This is a genomic window from Shewanella aegiceratis, from assembly GCF_019457495.1.
Taxonomy (GTDB): domain Bacteria; phylum Pseudomonadota; class Gammaproteobacteria; order Enterobacterales; family Shewanellaceae; genus Shewanella; species Shewanella loihica.
Genome location: NZ_CP080416.1, coordinates 3249399 through 3267451, shown reverse-complemented (window position 1 = coordinate 3267451; position 18053 = coordinate 3249399). Strand labels below are relative to the sequence as shown.

The 18053-nt window shown below is 56.1% G+C and carries 12 protein-coding genes; 4 read left to right on the top strand and 8 right to left on the bottom strand.

All coding sequences use genetic code 11. The annotated features are described in order from the left end of the window. Positions 1 to 59 precede the first annotated feature (59 nt). The 3 genes from olsF to K0H80_RS14250 form a co-directional block, all read right to left on the bottom strand. Positions 60 to 1814 carry a bifunctional ornithine lipid synthase OlsF gene (gene olsF, locus K0H80_RS14260; protein WP_491572527.1) on the bottom strand — a complete coding sequence of 585 codons (1755 nt, stop codon included), beginning with the start codon at positions 1812 to 1814 and terminating at the stop codon, positions 60 to 62. 125 nt (positions 1815 to 1939) lie between these two features. Continuing rightward, positions 1940 to 5620 carry a two-component regulator propeller domain-containing protein gene (locus K0H80_RS14255; protein WP_220072009.1) on the bottom strand — a complete coding sequence of 1227 codons (3681 nt, stop codon included), beginning with the start codon at positions 5618 to 5620 and terminating at the stop codon, positions 1940 to 1942. Positions 5621 to 5870: 250 nt separating this feature from the next. Beyond that, positions 5871 to 7226, bottom strand: a complete 1356-nt coding sequence (locus K0H80_RS14250) for a YjiH family protein (protein ID WP_220072008.1) — start codon at positions 7224 to 7226, stop codon at positions 5871 to 5873. Between the two features lie 517 nt (positions 7227 to 7743). Here K0H80_RS14250 and K0H80_RS14245 point away from each other — a divergent pair. After that, positions 7744 to 8394, top strand: a complete 651-nt coding sequence (locus K0H80_RS14245) for a hypothetical protein (protein WP_220072007.1) — start codon at positions 7744 to 7746, stop codon at positions 8392 to 8394. A gap of 86 nt (positions 8395 to 8480) precedes the next feature. Here K0H80_RS14245 and K0H80_RS14240 read toward each other — a convergent pair whose 3' ends face one another. Together K0H80_RS14240 and ubiU are read right to left on the bottom strand one after the other, a co-directional pair. Next, on the bottom strand, positions 8481 to 9326 hold the full coding sequence (locus K0H80_RS14240) for a U32 family peptidase (RefSeq protein WP_220072006.1): 846 nt from the start codon (positions 9324 to 9326) through the stop codon (positions 8481 to 8483). Positions 9327 to 9358: 32 nt separating this feature from the next. After that, entirely contained in the window at positions 9359 to 10360 is a 1002-nt protein-coding gene (ubiU, locus tag K0H80_RS14235) for a ubiquinone anaerobic biosynthesis protein UbiU (RefSeq protein WP_220072005.1), read from the bottom strand. A gap of 196 nt (positions 10361 to 10556) precedes the next feature. Here ubiU and ubiT point away from each other — a divergent pair, with 196 nt between their 5' ends. Further along, complete coding sequence (gene ubiT, locus K0H80_RS14230) at positions 10557 to 11069, top strand: ubiquinone anaerobic biosynthesis accessory factor UbiT (RefSeq protein WP_220072004.1); 513 nt, start codon at positions 10557 to 10559, stop codon at positions 11067 to 11069. Positions 11070 to 11165: 96 nt separating this feature from the next. Here ubiT and K0H80_RS14225 read toward each other — a convergent pair whose 3' ends face one another. Together K0H80_RS14225 and K0H80_RS14220 are read right to left on the bottom strand one after the other, a co-directional pair. Further along, positions 11166 to 11423 (bottom strand): YfhL family 4Fe-4S dicluster ferredoxin, encoded by a 258-nt coding sequence (locus K0H80_RS14225; protein WP_011866582.1) that lies wholly within the window; start codon positions 11421 to 11423, stop codon positions 11166 to 11168. Between the two features lie 299 nt (positions 11424 to 11722). Continuing rightward, entirely contained in the window at positions 11723 to 12547 is an 825-nt protein-coding gene (locus K0H80_RS14220; RefSeq protein ID WP_220072003.1) for an AraC family transcriptional regulator, read from the bottom strand. 236 nt (positions 12548 to 12783) lie between these two features. On the opposite strand from K0H80_RS14220, the gene K0H80_RS14215 reads away from it, so the two are divergent. Both K0H80_RS14215 and K0H80_RS14210 read left to right on the top strand, forming a co-directional pair. Continuing rightward, positions 12784 to 13923, top strand: coding sequence for a TlpA family protein disulfide reductase (locus tag K0H80_RS14215; protein WP_220072002.1), 1140 nt, complete (start codon positions 12784 to 12786; stop codon positions 13921 to 13923). 24 nt (positions 13924 to 13947) lie between these two features. Further along, complete coding sequence (locus K0H80_RS14210) at positions 13948 to 16209, top strand: protein-disulfide reductase DsbD family protein (protein WP_258406106.1); 2262 nt, start codon at positions 13948 to 13950, stop codon at positions 16207 to 16209. Between the two features lie 16 nt (positions 16210 to 16225). Here the strand turns inward: K0H80_RS14210 and K0H80_RS14205 are convergent, their stop codons facing one another. After that, positions 16226 to 17554: a phosphatase PAP2 family protein gene (locus K0H80_RS14205; RefSeq protein ID WP_220072001.1), complete on the bottom strand. Its 1329-nt coding sequence runs from the start codon at positions 17552 to 17554 to the stop codon at positions 16226 to 16228. Positions 17555 to 18053: the final 499 nt, after the last annotated feature.

Here is an 18053-nt window from a genome sequence, read left to right as displayed (position 1 = left end):
TGGGGCGTCTTTTTTATTGCTTGAAGATAGCCCTGCTAGCGCTAGAGTTAGAGTTAGAGCTATTTTAGGGGGCTGTCTTCGCCGCTGGTGTTGAGTTCGGGCAGGTGGCAGTCGATGTAGCGGGCACGCTTCTTGGCCTTGAGCTTGTGGGTGTCCACCAGTACCAGGCCGTCTATGCAGTCGCCAAACTCGGCGTCTATGCCAAAGTCGAGGAAACTCACCCCTAAACCGTCGCACAGCTCGCCATATTGTTTATACAGGGCGGGCACGGCCGCGCCCATGCTGGCCAGTGCCTGCTTGAGCAGCTTAAACTCCGCCTGATAGTCTTCGCCGGGGAAGAGGCTATGTAACTGTTCGTGCTGCTCTGGGGTAAATCTGTAGCGGCTGTTGGCGTGTGCCAGCTCCTGCACCGGGCAGAAGTGGGTCTGGTAGAAGTAGACCAACATCGCCTTGGCCTGCTCCGGCAGGGCGTCGCTGATGGAGACGGGGCCGAACAGGTAACGATATTGTGGGTGTTTGGCGAGGAAGGCGCCTATGCCGAACCAGAGGTAATCCAGGCTGCGCTTGCCCCAATACTTAGGCTGCACGAAGCTGCGCCCCAGCTCCAGCCCCTGCTCGAAGTAGGGGGCAAATTCGTCACGGTACTGAAACAGCGACTGGCTGTAGAGGCCCTTATGCTCATCTTGGTAGAGGCTATTGGCGCTGGCGAAACGGTAGGCGCCGACGATCTCCAGCGCCTTGTGATCCCAGAGTACCAGATGCAAGTAGTCGGCGTCGTACTTGTCTGTGTCGCGGCGCTTGCCGCTGCCTTCACCTACGGCGCGAAAGGCGATCTCCCTCAGCCTGCCTATCTCACGCATGATGGGATTGCTCTGCTTGTGGCGGTAGAGATAGATGAGCTTCTCGTCATGGGTCTGGCCCAGCAACTCGCACAGAGACAGCGCCTCGATCAGATCGCTGCGCGACTCGGGGTGGGCGATGGCGTTTTGAGTCTTAAACAGTGGGCTGCGGTTCTTGCCGATACGGTAGAGATGATTCTTCAGCAGCTTCACCTGGGTCTTGAGCGGGAAGTCGCTGCTGGCCACCACCTCCTTGGGGATCAGCTGGCCTATGCGCAGGGGCATGGTGCGCTTGGCCTGCTTGAACATCTCCTTGACCAGCAGCAGACTGGCCAGAGGCTTGTAGATCATCGAGGCACCGTAGAAGGTGGCCGAGTTCTTGGCATCGGCAAACATGGGCAGCAGCGGCGCCTGACAGGCCTTGGCGATCTTCAGAAAGCCGCTGTGCCAGTGCAGGTCCCTCACGCCGTTGGGGCGCAGGCGCGAAACCTCGCCGGAGGGGAAGATCAGCACGGCGCCTTCGCTCTTGAGGTGCTGGTGGATCTTCTCCAGGTGCTGTTTGGGGGTGCCGCCTGTCATGTTGCGAACGGGTAGCAGGATGGAGTGCAGCGGCTCCAGGGCCATCAGCAGCTCGTTGGCCACCACCTTGATGTCGGGGCGTACCTTGCTGATCAGCTTGATCATCGCCAGGGCGTCCAGTGAGCCGATAGGGTGGTTGGCATAGATCACCACCCGCCCCTCGCTGGGGATATTCTCCACCTCTGTGCTGGGCACGCTGTAGGTGAAGTTGAAGCTGGCCAGGACCTGCTCGATAAAGTCTACCCCCTCCAGGTAATCGAACTCCTGGGTGATGGCATGGCACTCTTTTTCCATCAGGAAATAGCGCAGCAGCGCCTTGGTGGGGGTCGCCAGCCAGGGGCTCTGATTGAGCTTGGGCAGGTTGTTGGCTACCACATCGTCTACGGTGAAAATCATCTTTTGCATGGGGTCTGCTCGCTGTGTAAGGGATGGTGCCCGTGATGGAGACACCCTATCCATAGCGCCAGAGTAAGAGGGGAGTTTGACTAAGAGATGAACAAATTATTGCAGCCAGATGACGCCTAGCGAACGATCAGGCTGTCGGGCAAATGTATGATGAAGGTGCTGCCGCGCCCCTCCTGGGAGTCTATGCTGATCTCGCCCTTGAGGACCTGAGTGACTATGTTGGAGACGATGTTCATCCCCAGGCCGCTGCCGCCCTTGCCGCGCTTGGTGGTGAAGAAGGGCTGGAACACCTGGGCCTGAACCTCCTGGGACATGCCGCAACCATCGTCCTGATAGGTGATGCAGATCCCCTGGTCGGTTCGAGCGACGTCTAGGCTGAGCTTGCCAGATTTGCCATCTGGGTAGGCGTGGATCACCGAGTTGTTGAACAGGTTGCTGACGATCTGGTAGAAGGCCCCCGGGGTGCTCTGGATGATCAGCTTCTCCGGACATTGATAGCTGTACTCATGGGGCGTGCGTGACAGCATGGGGTTGAGGGAGATGAAGATCTCCTCCAGGTAGGCATGCAGGTCGAACTCGCGTACATCTTCGTGGGACTGATCCACCGAGACCTGTTTGAAGCTGGCGATAAGCTTTGAGGCGCGCTCCAGATTGGCCAGGATCAGTCGGCAGCACTCGGCCACCTCATTCTGATACTGCTCAAAGTCCTCTTCGGTGATCTCGCCGCGGCGATAGAGCTGGTCGAAGTGTTTAACGCTCTCCTGCAGGTGGGAGGCGGCGGTGACGCTGATCCCTATGGGAGTGTTGACCTCGTGGGTGATGCTGGCCACCAGGCCGCCCAGCGCCGCCATCTTCTCCTTGTCCATCAGCTCGCCCTGGGTATGTTCCAGCTCATCCAGGGTGTGTTTCAGCTCGTCGTTGCGCTGTTGTAGCTCCAGGGTGCGCTCGTTGACGCGTTGCTCGAGACGCTGATTGAGCTCGCGCAGGGCGTGCTCCGTCTCTTTCTGCTGCTGTATGTTCTTGATGGTCCCTGCGATGCGTACCGCCTTGCCCGCCTCGTCACGCTCTACCACCTGACCACGATTGAGCACCCAGAGCCACTCGCCGTCGGGCGCCAGGCCACGATAGGTGAGGGAGAACTTATCTATCTGGTCGTTGATGCACTCCTTGGCGACCCGTGACACCTTGGGGATGTCGTCCGGGTGGACGCAGGTGGCTATGGTCTTCTTCAGCTCCTGCTCCTGCTCGGGATACTTGAGGAAGGTGTTGGTACGGGTGGCGTTGCCATGAACGATATTCCAGTCCCAAAACTCATCGCCGCTGCCCCACAGCGCCAGCTGCAGGCGTTGCTCGCTCTGGGCCACCTCGTGCAGCAGGGCGGCCTGCTGCTGATACTGGGACCACTTGCGATAGAAGATCAGGCTTACCAGCATCAGGGTCAGGGTGAAGTACAAGGTGTAGGCGAAGGGCGACTGCCATGGGGCAGGTTCGAGCATGATCTTGAGGCGCCTGATAGGGCTGTATTGCTGGTTGATATCCTTGGCACGGATCTCAAACAGATAGTTGCCCGGGTTGAGGCCGGTGAAGTAGGCGACCTGCTCCGGCGAGCCCGCTATCCAGGTGTCGTTGAGCCCGAGCAGGCGGTACTGATAGCTCAGCCGGGTGGCGTTGTGCAGATCCGGGCTGTGGTAGTGCAGCGAGAAGATATCGGCGGTATGGGGCAGCGCCAGCGAAGGGGGCAACCTTGGCGTGCCCTGGTCCATGTCGGGGAGTCCCTGGGCCTGATCCAGCACAAAGAGATCTGTGATCACCGGCAGGGTCGGTGGCTGACGACGGGGCAGCTGGGCTGGATTGAAATGGTTAAAGCCGTTGACGCCGCCAAGATAGAGGCTGTTGTTACGCCCGAGCGCCGCGGCGCCGAAGTTGAACTCATTATCTTGTATGCCGTCGATATCTGTGTAGTTAGTGGTCTTCAGGCTGCCTGGGTCGAGCTGGGTTAGCCCCTTGGTGGTGCCGAGCCAGAGGTGACGGCGCTGGTCGGCAAACAGCAGATAGATGGTGTCGTCGATCAGGCCATCTGCCGTGGTAAGCAGTCGGCTGCTGAAGTCTTGGGTATTGAAATGCAGTAGCCCCTCGTTGCTGGCGATCCATAGGCTGTGGTTATCACCGGCGACGATGGAGAAGAGATGTTGCTTGGGCAAGGCATGGGGCGTGTGGCTGGCGAAGTGGGTGATCTCGCCATTGGCCGCGAGCCTCAGTAGGCCGTCGCTGGAGGAAGTGAGCCAGTAGTTGCCGTCGCCATCCTGCAGCATGTCGGTGACCGTCTTGATGGGCAGGGGCACGGCAATGAAGCCTGTGGCTATGCCGGCGTATCTGGCGATGCCACCATCGCTGCTGGTGATCCAGGGTGTCCCCTGCCTGTCGAAATAGAGCGAATAGAGCTGATTGCTGGGGAGGCTGTTGGGGCTCTTGGCATCGGCCAGATAGTGAATATAGCTCTGCTTGTCTGCGGTATAGATGAAGAGGCCATCGCCCCGGGTGCCGATCCACAGCTGACCCGGCTCATCCTCTTTGATGAAGCTGATGAAGGCCTGACTCAGGCTGGGGTTTTGCACATGGAAGGGGATGAAGCCTGTCAGCTCGCCCCTGGGATTTTTCAGCCCCCGGTAGACGCCGCTGGCGGTACCGACCCAGAGAGTGCCCTGGCTGTCCTCCAGCAGGCTGCGAATGTCCACGTTGAGCAGGTTATTGTCGTTGAAGCTAAAACCATGGATATGACCGAAATATTGGGCGTCGAGAAAGGTCTTACTCAGGCCGCCACCCTTGCTGCCGATCCATAGCTGCTGCTCGTTGTCTATCCATAAGGATGTGATGACTGGACTGTTGATGCTGTAGCGGTTCTCGGCGGAGGCGTTGAGCCTGTGGATCTCGTTGCGACTCGGTTCATATCTGGCCAGCCCCTGGGCGCGAAAGCCTATCCAGAGGCTGCCGAACTTATCCCGCCTGAGGGCGGAGATGGAGAAGGCGGGGCTGGCGGGCACGGCGGCGATCGCCATGGCCTGATCGTTGGTGATATCCAGCAGGAACAGGCCGCGGGTTTGGGTGCCGACCCAGAGGGTGTTGCTCTTACCCGCCTCGATGGCGGAGACGCCGCGCAGCACCTCAGGGGCGTATTGGGTGACGCTAATCTCATCTGCTGTTTGCTTGAGGCTGGCGAGACCGTTGAGCGTGCCTACCCAGAGCCTATCCTGCCGGTCGCGATACAGGGTGTTGATGCGCCCGCTGGGCAGTCCTTGAGTCGTGCTGCTGTCCAGGGTCGCCAGCAGCTTGTTGCTGGCGGGGGAGAAGTAGAGCAGGCGATTGTCGGCGGTGGCGATCCATAGGTTACCCTGGGCATCTTCATCGAGATCGACGATATCGTCGGGCAGCGGGCTGTTACTGGCGTTGAAGGGCTCGAAGATGCCGCTGTCGGCGTGATAGCGGTTGATCCCGTCGTTACGGGTGATGAGCCAGAGGGTAGTGCGGCTGAAATGCAGCTTCTTGATATATTTGGCCGAGGGGCCGCGATTATCCCCCTGGGTGTCGAAGATCTTGAAACGCTTACCATCGTAGCGGTTGAGCCCGGCCTGGGTGGCGATCCACAGATGTCCCTCCTTGTCGTTGACTATATCTGTGACCGTGTTCATCGACAGCCCCTCCTTGGCGCCGAAGGAATCAAACTGCGGCTGATAGCTGAAGGCTAGGCTGGGCTGGCTCACCAGTAGCAATAGCAGGAGTGAGAGAATGAGTGCTCTCATCTAGGCGCGCCAACTCGTGTGTTTGCAAGTCATAACTTGGCCCTTGTGATCTAGGGGGCGGTTTGGCGCTCAGTTTTTTGGGGATGGGGGGCGAAAAACAGCCGCGTAAATCCCGGCACAATGAGCGCTGCTTGAGTGTTTAAGTTTAGAAGTCTTTGGGGAAATTGCGAGTTGAATGAATAAGATAATGTGCCATTACGGCCATAAGAAAGGGCAGCCTGAGCTGCCCTCTTAAGCTAACGCCTCTGCCTTAGAAGATAAGGTGGGCGACGCCTGCGATCACCGGCAGGGTGACCAGGGTTCTTAGGATAAAGATGACAAACAGCTCTAGGATATTGACCGGGATCTTACTGCCGATCAGCAGGGCGCCCACTTCACTCATGTAGATCAGCTGGGTCACCGACATGGCGGCGATGATGAAGCGGGTCATGTCCGACTCGATGGAGCTGGCCAGGATCGACGGGATGAACATGTCGGCAAAGCCCACCACTATGGTCTTAGAAGCTTCGGCGGCTTCCGGCACCTGTAGCAGCTCAAGCAGCGGAATGAATGGCATGCCCAGATAGTTAAAGATAGGCGTGTATTCGGCGATCATCAGGGCGACCGTACCTATGGCCATCACCACAGGGATCACGCCGAAGATCATGTCGATCACGTTCTTCAGACCATCTTTCAGGGTATGACCCACGCTTTCGGCCTTGGCCGCCTTGGTCAGCGCCTGCTCCAGGCCCCAGGCGAAGACGCCTTTGCCATGAGGGATCACCTCGTCGTCGGGATGACGCGGGGTTTCATCTATGTAGTGATCTTTCTTCCAAGAGAGCGGAGGCAGCTTAGGCACAACGATGGCCGCGACCACACCGGCCAGACAGACGGTCAGATAGAAGGGCACGAACAGGTGCTCGAGCTTAACCTGAGAGATCACCACCAGTGAGAAGGTGATAGAGACTGCCGAGAAGGTGGTGCCGATCACCGCCGCTTCTCTCTGGGTGTAGAAACGGGATTCATATTGCTTACTGGTCATCAGAATGCCGACGCTGCCATCGCCCAGCCAGGAGGCCATACAGTCGATGGCGCTGCGTCCCGGCAGGTTGAACACAGGGCGCATCACCTTGGTCAGCAGGGTGCCGAACAGCTCCAGCAGGCCGAAGTTAAGCAGCAATGGCAGCAACATGCCGGCAAAGATAAACACGCAAAATAGCACGGGCAGCAGGTCGTTGAGCACCAGTGCGCCGGTATTGCCCGAGTGAATCGCCTCGGGCCCAGTGCCGGTAAAGGTCAGTACGATGAAGATGGCACCCAGCACACGCACCAGGGTCCACATGGGGCTGACATCGAGCAGGGCACGAAAGAAGGGATAGCGATTGAGTATCGCGGGTTTTGCCGCCTTGCAGATGAGAGTCGCGACAGCGGTGAGCACCACAATGGCGGTGACGATGGCGACAATACTATCGCCCAATAGATTTTGCAGCCCCTTAGATACGATGGCGATGGGGATCGTGATGGCATCTTGATAGCTAATGGGGGTCATGAAGAGTAACAGTCCGATAATGGAAGGGACTAGAAACGTCAGCACGGTTTTAATGTTATGGGTTTGTTTTTCAGCCACTTTATTTAGCCTTTATTCTTTGCTTCCCAAGCGTGGGCAGCCATCTACTCAAAGATCCGTTAATCAATACACTCTGAATATCCATTCATGAGATAAGCGGGGAAGGTTACCCCCTAAGTCCAGTGATGTAAAACGATTATAATGCTTGGTGAACCGTTTCACCGCCGCAGCATAGTTATTAGCACTTTATGACTATTTATATTGTACCTAAATTGCCAAGGTCTATGCTAGGTAAATATTGGTTAAACCCCTTTGAAAACAAGGTTATGCATTTGTTGCTTGGGTGTTGCATGGCGACGCGCCGTTTAGTCTGAGAGATACCCCTTTAGTGGAGGTGAGCTATGATTATCATGTATGATTTTTGTTGAGTTTTTATTCAGTCCGTGTCAGAAATATGCGCTAGACCTCTGCAAAAAATTCTGATTCCATATATGGTTAACCAATGAGTGTGTTAAACGATAAAGGGCCTATGACTTCAAAAGAGCAGAAACTGTCTAAATTAGCATTTAGGTTTGGCTTGCTTGGACTCGTAGGACATCTTATCGGCTTGGTGGCGGCCAGCTTAGGGTTCAGCGATTACAGCGGCCAAGGCTTTAGCTTCTACAACTTCTCCCTGAGTGAGCTGGGTCAGTATGGCCACTCCGAGCTGGCGGTGGTGTTTAACGGCGGACTATTCTTCGGCAGTTTAAGCCTGGTGTTATTTGCCCTGTTTGCCCTGCAAAACAGCGACGGCCCTTGGGTGTTGACCAGCTTCTCTGTGTTGGTGGCATCGCTTCTGGCGTTGGCCTGTGTCGGCCTGTTTCCGGTTAACGTCTATCACCTGCATATCTTAGGCATAGAATATTTCTTCTACTTCGCGGCGATGAGCGTGGCGGCGTATCTTGTCTACCTGTTGAGTCGTAGAGACAGGTCCAAGCGCTTTGCCCTGCGCGGTAGTCTGTTGATCTCTGGGCTGACGCTGGGCTTGCTGCTGGTGTTTATCCTGATGGCTCATACGGATGATGGCGTGGTGGCGAGCGGAACCTGGTTTTACCATGATCTCGTGATGGTGGAGCCAAGACCCGAGTTTCGCTGCCCTGTGATCATGGAGTGGGCGGCGCTGTTCAGCTTCATGGGATGGCTACTCTCGCTGGTGTGGACCCAGCGAGAGACGCGTCGACTCGGTTAACCTTTCCTTTTATCTAAACCGACGTTTTATCAGCTTTTTTAAAATTCCCTCATGAGTCCTGCTTTTTTCATCTAGTTATCGCCCGCCTAGCTTAGGGTCAGACCGGGCAGCTGATGCCAATAACCGTTACACTGCCTGTCGTGGCTGGCCGACTTGGCCGGCAACTTATCGGCCAGGGCGATGGATGCCAGGGACGAGGGGGAGATGCGGAAATAGTCGACCCCCAAGGCCTGCATCTGAGTCTGCTGGTCGCACAGATCCATATAGTTGGCCGACTGTGTCTGTATGCCGTTGAGGCGCAGCAGCGGCTGATCTTCCTGGGTTTGCACCAGTAATCCCTCGGGATTTTCGATACAGATGGTCTGGCACTTATCCTTGGTGAGTCCCTTGTGGCGGGCGGTGAAGCAGCGGGCCGAATGGGCCAGCGGCATGAAGCCATGGCCAAACACCTCGACCTCGACCTGGCGCGGGGCGAGATCTTCAAGTACCTGAGTAAGCCAGGCCTTGGACAGCTCCAGCGGCATCACGAAACGTTGCATGCCCCAACTGGCAAACTTCTTTACGGTGGCGGCATTATAGCTGTTGATGCTGGGCCCACAGACGAAGGGGATCCCTTGCTCCTTGGCCAGATAGATGGCGCCGACATCGTTGGCCTCTATGGTGAACTCACCATTTTCCACCTGCTTCTTGAGTTCAAGAAATTCCGACTGCGCCTCGATAAGCGTCAGGGTGGAGAGCACCACCTCCTTGCCTGCGGCCTTCAGCATGCGCGCCAAAGCAAGATAATCGCTGAACTTGAGCTCGCGGCGACGACTGCAGACGGTCTCGCCCAGATAGACCAGGGGCACGCTGCTCAGGGCCACGGCCTCATAAAATTCGACCACCTTCTCTTTGGGCCAGCAATATTGAATCGGTCCTAATGAGGTTTTCATCTTGTTATCCTTTTGTCTTTATTGCTTTGCAGTTATTGCCAGGTGCGCTCATAGGCGCCCAGTGTGGTGACCTGTCCCTCTGATACCTTGGCCAAGGCCTGATCCCACTGGGCCTGGGTGGTGTAGGCCGCTGGGTCGTTCAGGTAGGTGTCGATCGCCTGACGCCAGACCCGGGTCACCTGCTCCACATAAGCCGGGCTGCGTTGACGCCCCTCTATCTTGAGGGAGACCACGCGAGCCTTGGCGAGCTCCGGCAGCAGGCTGAGGGTGTTGAGACTGGTAGGGGATTCCAGCAGGTGCGAGGCCTCCTGGCTGTCGCTGGTGGTGTAGCGCCCCTTACAGACTACGGGATAACCCATCTGCTCATCCTTGCCCGACTGATCGATCAACACATCGTTGAGCCGGGTTTGCTGGCTGTCGCCTACATCTTGCCAGCGCACATGCTTGGCCGGCGAGCAGGACCCGCCCGTATTGGGGGACTGACCCGTCACATAGGAGGAGAGGTGGCAGCGCCCCTCGGCCATGATGCACAGACTGCCGAAGGCGAACACCTCGAGATCCACAGGGGTCACCTTGGAGAGGTCTCTGACCTGTTTCATCGACAGCACCCGCGGCAGAACCACACGGTCGATGTTGAACTCCTGCTTGTAGAGGTTGAGGGCCCCTAGGTTAGTGGCGCTGGCCTGCACCGACAGATGCAACGGCAGGTGAGGATAGCGGCTGTGGGCATAATCCAGCAGGGAGAGGTCGGCCATGATCAGCGCATCGACGCCAGTGTCGGCGGCCAGCTCGATCGCCTGGTACCAGCGTTGCTCTTCACCGGGTTTGGGGAAGGTATTGATGGTCAGAAAAATCTTCTTACCCGCCTGCTGGGTCAGCTTGGCCGCCTGGGCCAATTTTTCCGGCGTAAAGTTCAGCCCGGCGAAGGAGCGGGCGTTGGTATCGTTTTTCAACCCAAGGTAGACGGCGTCGGCACCGGCGTTTAAGGCGACCTTGAGGGAGGCGAGGTTACCCGCCGGACAAAGAAGTTCCATGTGCTGTTCTCCCTTAAAAAGTGTGAAGTGTAAAAGGGAATGGCTGAACAATTCTTGATGTAAAACAGGTTTGTGATCATAAAATCTGGTTAAAATTGATTTCCTTATCACTCTCGACAGCGGTTGTCGGGAACCTCACTAAACATTGATCGAAGTCACGATTTCGGTCCTCCAATTTGGTAGGAGAACGTCAGTCATGCAGCGAAGTGTGTTGGCAAACATGGCCAAACATCTATTGCAATATGGGCCTAAAGTCATAGCTAAACCATTAAACTTATTGCCTTTTTCAATTAAGGCTCAGCTTATCGAGCGTATTTTAAATTTGCTGATGGCGGCGCAGATCAAAGATGGCGAGCTGGATTTTTTGCAGGCTCGCTGGGTGAAGATAACTGTGACCGATCTCGAGTTAAGCTTCGAGGTTAGCTTCGATGAGCGCCTCATCGTCCGTGAAAGTGGCGAGGCCGAGGTGAGCTTTAGCGGCTGTAGTCAGGCGCTGCTTCTGATCGCCGCCGGTAAGGAAGACCCTGATACCTTGTTTTTCCAGCGCCGTCTGGCGATTGAGGGAGATACCGAGTTGGGGCTCGAGGTAAAAAATCTGCTGCTCAGCATAGAGTTCGACACCATGCCAGTGTTTATGCGCCAGAGCATCACTCAGGCCGCCGCCATGCTGACTCAGTTGCAGCGCCAAGCGAACATGCCCTGGGCCTAAAATAGCCCGTTGAGCTAACTCATGATGAGTCATCAACAAGCGAAGCCAAGGCTTCGCTTTTTGTTTATTTGAAGACGGTTAACTCTTGTTGGTAGCTTAATCGATCGGCTTACCGGTGATCAGGTGATACTTGACCAGGAGTTCATCCTGGGACTCCACATGGGCGGGGTCCGGGTCGATACAGTCGATGGGGCAGACGGAGACACAGGTAGGCTTGTCGTAGTGGCCGACGCATTCGGTGCACAGGTTAGGATCTATCTCATAGATCTCTTCCCCCATGGTGATCGCCTGGTTGGGACACTCAGGTTCACACATGTCACAGTTGATACAGCTGTCGTCGATCAGTAATGCCATCTAGTTGTAATACCTTATACTTGCCTTTTATAACAATCAGTTAAGTTTAATTGTGATTGTTATCGATAATCTTATTTCGCCCGTTTAAGAGCCTTGCCTTACGCCGATTTTCTTATCTCATTTGCTGGAGACAATCGCTTAGCGCCTATTGTATCACAGGCTTTGGTTATCCGATGACAAAATAGCGGTGGCTAGGTGGGGACCGTCTAACCCAGCCTTATGCACTCCTTTTGGGTGGCATGGCTAGAGCCTCGACGGGAGTGTCTCTCCTTGCTTGGAGTTATCCTAATGGACACAAACTAGCGCTTTTGGTTGTGCAAGGCCTTGTTTCGGTAAATGCCTGGGGTGATGCCTATGACCTTCTTGAACTCTCGTATGAAGTGAGCCTGGTCGTAGAAGCCGACGTGATAGCCGATGTCGGTGAGTGACTTGTCGGCGTCATGCCTGAGTAGCTCCTTGGCATAGGCGGTGCGCTGTAAGATGCTGTAATTTTTCGGCGTCATGCCTACATCTTGCAGGAATAGACGCTCCAGCTGTCGCTGGCCGATATCTAGCTCGCCCAATAAGTGGCGCAGCTCTCCCTGGCCTCTCTGTCTGGTGATCCAGTTTAAGGCCTGCCTCATCCTAGATTCACTGGCATCAAACAGTGATTCCTTGGCTGCCAGATAGTACAGCAACCTGGTTTCCAGCAGGGCAATTCGCGCCGGCGTCGTCGGCAGCGCGGCTAGGCGCTCGGTCAACTCATCGCCGAGTAGCGCAACGGATAGATCGGCTGGCATCAGGTTTTGTCCCAGCATCTCCGACATAGGGGCATTTAGAAAGGTGCGCCCGCTGCCGGGCCAGAAGCGCACCCCTAAGGCATCGACCTTGCCCGACAGTTCCAGTTTGGTGCTTTGTCTCGTGGGCCCGGTCACCAGGCAATGGGCGCCATGTTGCATGCCATCCAAGTGAATCGGCGCGCCGAAGTTGAAGATGATGCCACTACCGCCCTCAGGATGCATAAACTCTGTCGACAGCGACTCTGGTCCCTCAGTCCTAACAATATGCCAGTAACACTGGATATAGGGCTGAAGCGCGACGCAGGGAAGAAAGCGCTGAAAGCCAAGGTGTGCCAAGGTTGGCATGTTAATCTGCTCCTTTAACCTCTCAGTCCAGTTTATCTGTGCATGGATGCGGTAAAAGCGAGTCGTCTCCTTCGAATCTTAATGAAATGTCGAAATTTTACAATTCGCATTTCCCAGCTTTACATAAGATGCCCTTAGTCGCTTATCTGCCATGGCAGGTTGAACTTGTGCGCTCGCCAGGTTTGGCCCTTTGGCCTGCGACCTTCATTAGTCATCATCGAATATGGGAACCCAGCATGAAACTCCTAGCAATTAAACCCTCCAAGTGGCTAACCGTCAGCCTGTCTGTATTGTTGCTATCCGCGGCGTTTTTGGGGCAGGCGTTGGCAGAAGATGATTTTGCCGCCGAAGGGGAGAGAAGGGCCAAGCTTGCTGGCAGCTCGCTGCTTGGTACGCCGGCGCCGCAGCGCCAGCTGACCACATTAGCCGGGGACAAGATTAACCTTGGCGAGCTGTATGGCAACAAGCCTGTGTACATCAAGTTTTGGGCGACCTGGTGCGTCCCGTGCCGCCAGCAGATGCCTGGATTTGAAAAGATCTATCAAGAATATGGCGACAAGCTGCAGGTGATTGCCGTAAATACTGGGATCAGTGACGACAGCAACTCAGTCGGCGCCTTTGTCAAGAAGGCTGGCCTCAAGATGCCGGTGACCATAGATGACGGCTCCCTGGCGCGGGCCTTCAAGTTACGGGTGACGCCGCAGCATTTCTTGATCGATAAGAATGGCCGCATCGCCTACGTTGGACATCAGGATGACGAGGCGTTTCATCAGGCATTGGAGCAGGTTATCGCGGGAAATTATTCCAATGGTCCTTCTGGTAATGCTCAGGCCGTTAGTGGTTCAGCTGTTGTAGGAAGCCTGGCCGAGCAGGCGTCCGGCTACGAGCTGGGTGCAGAAGTGAGCCCTATGTCATTGAAGGCGCTTGATAACAGTGACTACCCCTTGCCGTCGGCGGCGCGCCACGGCAAGGCAACCGGACTCGTGTTCTTCGCCCCTTGGTGTGAGTGGTACCTGGCAGAGTCCGAGCCTAAGACGGCCAAGTCTTGTCAGTTGGTGCGGGAGCGGGTCGAGCAGTTTGCTGCTGGTGTCGCTGCCGATAATGCCACTGCAGAGAACGCCGTCCAGTGGCTGCATCTCTCCAGCAACCTCTGGTCCACCCAGGCCGATCTGGTCGAGTATCAAAGCAACTATCACACTCGCTTGCCCATAGTATTCGACGAGGATGGCAGCCTGTTTGAGCGATTCGGGGTTACCCAGCTGCCGACCATAGTTTTCATCGATGAGACGGGCAAAATCACCGAAAAGGTTAGCCTGAGAGCCCCCGACTTTGCCGAGCGTCTCGAGTCGCTGCTCGCCGACCTAGAACGCAAATAAATCACGCGTTTGGAGTATAGGTATATGTTTAAAAACAGATCCTTATGGGCGCAAGTTATCGCCGGCTTCTGGCTGATGTTGTGCTTGTTCATTCAGGCGCAGGTCTTGCCAGCACAGGCCACACCGGCTCAGGCCACACCGGCTCAGGCCAGTGACGAGGGCGGCCGAAAGATAACGGCATCCCTATTGCTGGAGTCCGGCGCGCCTGCGCCCGGCGCCGAAACTACGCTGGCAATCACTATGTCTCCCGCAGCTGGCTGGCACGGCTACTGGCTTAACCCAGGTGATGCCGGCTTCCCACTAAAGGTGCAATGGCTGCTGCCTGACGGGGTGACGGTTGGTGAGCTGCAATATCCTGCGCCCGAGCAGTTGCTGACCAGCGGTCTGATGAATTACATCTATCACGGCGACTACGCCCTGTTGACACCGCTGCACATAGACGAAGATCTGCCGATCGGCAGCCTTATCACATTGACTGCGGATCTTCGTTATCTGGTGTGCAGTCCCAAGCTGTGTCTGCCGGAGCAGCAGAGCCTTCATGTGCAGTTCAGCGTAGGGGATGGCGGCGCGACTCAAGAGGTTCTCGAGACCTTCGATGGCTGGCGTCAACAACTGCCAAGGCCAATTGTGGCCAGCGCTGAGTTTAGTATTCAAGATGGGCAGCTTGCGTTGTCACTCCCTCTGCCTGAGTCTGTCCAGCTGACTGACATTGCCCATCTATACCCAGAGATGAACGGGGTGATTTCAAACACGGCGCAGCAGAACTTTATCAGAAAGGGCAATCGCCTCTTGATGACGACTGCGGCCGGTGATGGTGATGGTGATGGTGATGGTGATGGTGATGGCGAGGAAGATATCAGTGACTTTTATGGGGTGATCACCCTAAATGAGTCGCTGGTCGTCAGATTCAGGGCCGTTCGGCAGCCAGAAGCTGCCTTGGTGTTTCCAACCTCGTCGGCCTTGACGGCTCAGGTTGCAGTTTCAACCCAAGAGAACTATTCAATTGCCGCTATACCGCCAGAAGCGCCCGGCAATCCGCTGGTTACAGCTGCGGTGGCCGTATTTGGCGCCATGTTAGGTGGACTCTTGCTTAATCTGATGCCCTGTGTCTTTCCCATTCTCAGCTTGAAGGTGCTCAGCCTGACTAACTTGGGGGACGAGCGGACAGCCAAAACAGGCGCGTTGGCCTATACACTGGGAGCCGTGTTGGTGTGCGTCCTGCTGGGCGCGCTTATCTTGATGCTTAGGGCATTTGGCCATCAGGTGGGCTGGGCGTTTCAGCTGCAGCGTCCGGAGATCATAGTGGTACTCATCCTGCTGATGATGACCATAGGGCTCAATCTGGCCGGTTTGTTTGAGTTGGGTACCCTGAGTTCTGGAAGCAAGCTACAACAAAAGCCCGGGCCTTCGGGAGATTTTTGGACCGGCGTGCTGGCCGCCTTTGTGGCGACACCTTGCACCGGCCCCTTCATGGCGACGGCCCTAGGTGCAGCCATGTTGCTGCCGAACCGCGTAGGCCTCATGGTGTTCGCCGGTTTGGGCTTGGGGATGGCCTTGCCTTTCTTGCTGGTGGGTTTCATTCCGGCGCTGCGTAAACGCATGCCAAGACCCGGCGCCTGGATGCTAACGGCGAAACGCTGCTTTGCCGTGCCCATGTTCTTGACGGCCTTGGGGCTGGTATGGGTATTGATGCAGCAAGCTGACAGCGGCTATCTGTTCATCGCCTTGCTGCTGTTGCTCTTGTTGAGCCTGGGATTATGGCTGATGGGATTGTTGCAACGCTCGGGTCGTCATCGCCCCTGGTGGCCGCTGGTGCCGATCGTTATCCTTGTTGGCGGCACCCTGATGATTGCAGTGCCTGGAGGCAGCAATCATCTCGGGGCGAACTCGGCGGCGAGTACTGAGATGAAGGCTGGTGCTGATGCAGATGCTGCGGCTGAGTCTGTACACCCTCTAGTGTTCGATGAGGCTAGCCTATTGGCCTTGGTCAAACAGCAGGATGTGTTTGTGTATTTCAGCGCCGACTGGTGTTTAACCTGTCAGGTCAATGAGAAGGTGGCCATCGAGCGCCAGGAGACCCAGGCTGCCTTCGCCCGTGCAAATACGGCTGTGATGCTAGGCGACTGGACCAAGGGGGATCCAGCGATTACCCGTTTCCTTGCAAAAAACCGGCGCTCAGGTGTGCCGCTGTATCTCTGGTACAGCAAGGGCAATCCAGCGCCGCAGGTGTTGCCGCAACTTTTGACCCCTTCGCTGCTGATAGAGAAAGCCAGCGCAGGAGGCTGATGTCACCAGAGCTGGCTTAGAAGCTATAGGTGACGGCAAAGCCTGCGAAGTTAAAGCGGGCGTCGTTATAATATTCGTCGGTGTCCGAGGTCTGCTCTAGCTGACCGTAGAAGAGTGAGGCCGCCCAGCGCTCGTTGATCTGGTAGGTGACATTGCCCCAGAAGGCGCTGGAATCAAAATCGGAGAGACCGGTAATGCGATAGCCCAGGCTGGCTTTGACTGCCGGGGTAAAGCGATAACCCAGCTCCGCAGCGGCGGCGGGGACGATGAAGAAGTCGTTAAACTCTCCAAGATTTCCGCCCTCCAGGTCATCGAGGCGGATCCATTGATCGATCAGGCTGATACCGGCGCCGACATTCACTATCCAGTCGCTCTTTGGCATCAGGTTAAACATATAGTCGGCGGAGAGGTTCCAGCTGCGATAGGCGGCGATAACCTCGCTACCGGCGGCGTAGCGTTTGCCGTTAAAGCCGATATCCTGGTTGAGTACGCTGGTGTCTCTGGCCTCCAAGGGGGTAAACCTGAAGGAGAGATATTGCTGCTTACCCATCCCCCAGTTGACCAACGCAGAGGCGTAGGTGTTGGGTTCGCTCTCTTTGCTGAAGCCATTAAGGTCGAAGCCGGTTTCCTGCTTGTCGCGAATATAGTTGGTGTCGGTGTCGAAGCCACCGATCATCAAGGTGTAGCTGTTATTGAGTGGCTTGTCTTGCTGGCCCCAATCATGGCTTTTTTCGCGCTCGCTCCGAGGGCCCTTGTTACCCGCCAGCCCTGGGGTGTAGCTCAGCGCCAGGCCAATATGATCTTCCCCCAGGCTTGGGGCGATCACCAGATCTGTCTGGGCATAGGGGTCGGTGAAATAGAGGCTGGTCATCACGGCGATGGAGCCGCCGGCCAGCACATCGTCCATGTAGTGGCGGTTGGCCCAGATACGACTGCCGCCCACGAAGGCCGCCGCCGCATAAGCCGGAATGCCGTAGGCGTTACCGTATCTGTGATGAATAAAGGCGGCGCCGGAGAAGGCCGCCGAGGTGTGACCCGAGGGGAAGGAGTTGGACTCAGTGCCGTCGGGTCTCAGGCGCTCGACGCCAAACTTCAGGGTATGTGTGATGGCCGCCGTGGCCGCGACCCCCTTGGTGACCTGCCAGGCGCCTTCGGTATCGCCTATCCAGAGGGCGCCGATTAGGCCCGCGGCGGGCAGGGCGATCTGTACCACATCCCCCACCTCAGAGACTGTGCCTGACTGGCCTTCGAGGATCTCACTCTTGCCGTAGGCCGTCGGTGACGCCAGGCTAGCGGCCATTAGAGTAGGGAGTAGACATTTAACGGAAGCGCGGGGAGTCATCATTTTTATGCCTTGTATTTCATCAAGATAACTATGCGTTTCAGTGTAACAGCTAATGGCGGGCTTGCTACCAAGTTGTAGAAAAAATGTGAAGATGTAACAGGGGGCAAGTATGGCGCTTGGATGTGAAACTTGGATGTGGAGCTTGAGTGTGGGAGTCAGTTGTGAGACTTGGCTGTGGAGCGTGTGCGAGGCATGGCTATGTCTAGGGTTAGAGTCAGACATTGGGAGGCTTTCGCGGAGCAGACGCTTGCCGAGTCTGGCACTCGGCCATAGCCGTTCAAGGTAAGTCGTTCAAGGTAAGTCGCTTAGAGTAAGTCGCTTAAGTTAAGTCACTTAAGTTAAGTCACTTAAGTTAAGTCGATTAGGGTAAGTCATTTAAGTTAAGTCACTGAGGATAAGTCGCTTAGTCAGAACTAGAGTAAGTCGTTGAGCTAGGTGTCGAGTTAGGCTTATTTTGTGGGGATAAAAAAACAGCCCGAGAGATTCGGGCTGTTTAAAG

Excerpts from the sequence above, each read along its gene's own strand:
- olsF (WP_491572527.1), bottom strand. The coding sequence starts at position 1,814 with ATGATTTTCACCGTAGACGATGTGGTAGCCAACAACCTGCCCAAGCTC.
- ubiT (WP_220072004.1), top strand. The coding sequence starts at position 10,557 with ATGCAGCGAAGTGTGTTGGCAAACATGGCCAAACATCTATTGCAATAT.
- K0H80_RS14215 (WP_220072002.1), top strand. The coding sequence starts at position 12,784 with ATGAAACTCCTAGCAATTAAACCCTCCAAGTGGCTAACCGTCAGCCTG.
- K0H80_RS14255 (WP_220072009.1), bottom strand. The coding sequence starts at position 5,620 with ATGAGAGCACTCATTCTCTCACTCCTGCTATTGCTACTGGTGAGCCAG.
- K0H80_RS14240 (WP_220072006.1), bottom strand. The coding sequence starts at position 9,326 with ATGAAAACCTCATTAGGACCGATTCAATATTGCTGGCCCAAAGAGAAG.
- K0H80_RS14225 (WP_011866582.1), bottom strand. The coding sequence starts at position 11,423 with ATGGCATTACTGATCGACGACAGCTGTATCAACTGTGACATGTGTGAA.
- K0H80_RS14210 (WP_258406106.1), top strand. The coding sequence starts at position 13,948 with ATGTTTAAAAACAGATCCTTATGGGCGCAAGTTATCGCCGGCTTCTGG.
- K0H80_RS14205 (WP_220072001.1), bottom strand. The coding sequence starts at position 17,554 with ATGATGACTCCCCGCGCTTCCGTTAAATGTCTACTCCCTACTCTAATG.
- ubiU (WP_220072005.1), bottom strand. The coding sequence starts at position 10,360 with ATGGAACTTCTTTGTCCGGCGGGTAACCTCGCCTCCCTCAAGGTCGCC.
- K0H80_RS14220 (WP_220072003.1), bottom strand. The coding sequence starts at position 12,547 with ATGCCAACCTTGGCACACCTTGGCTTTCAGCGCTTTCTTCCCTGCGTC.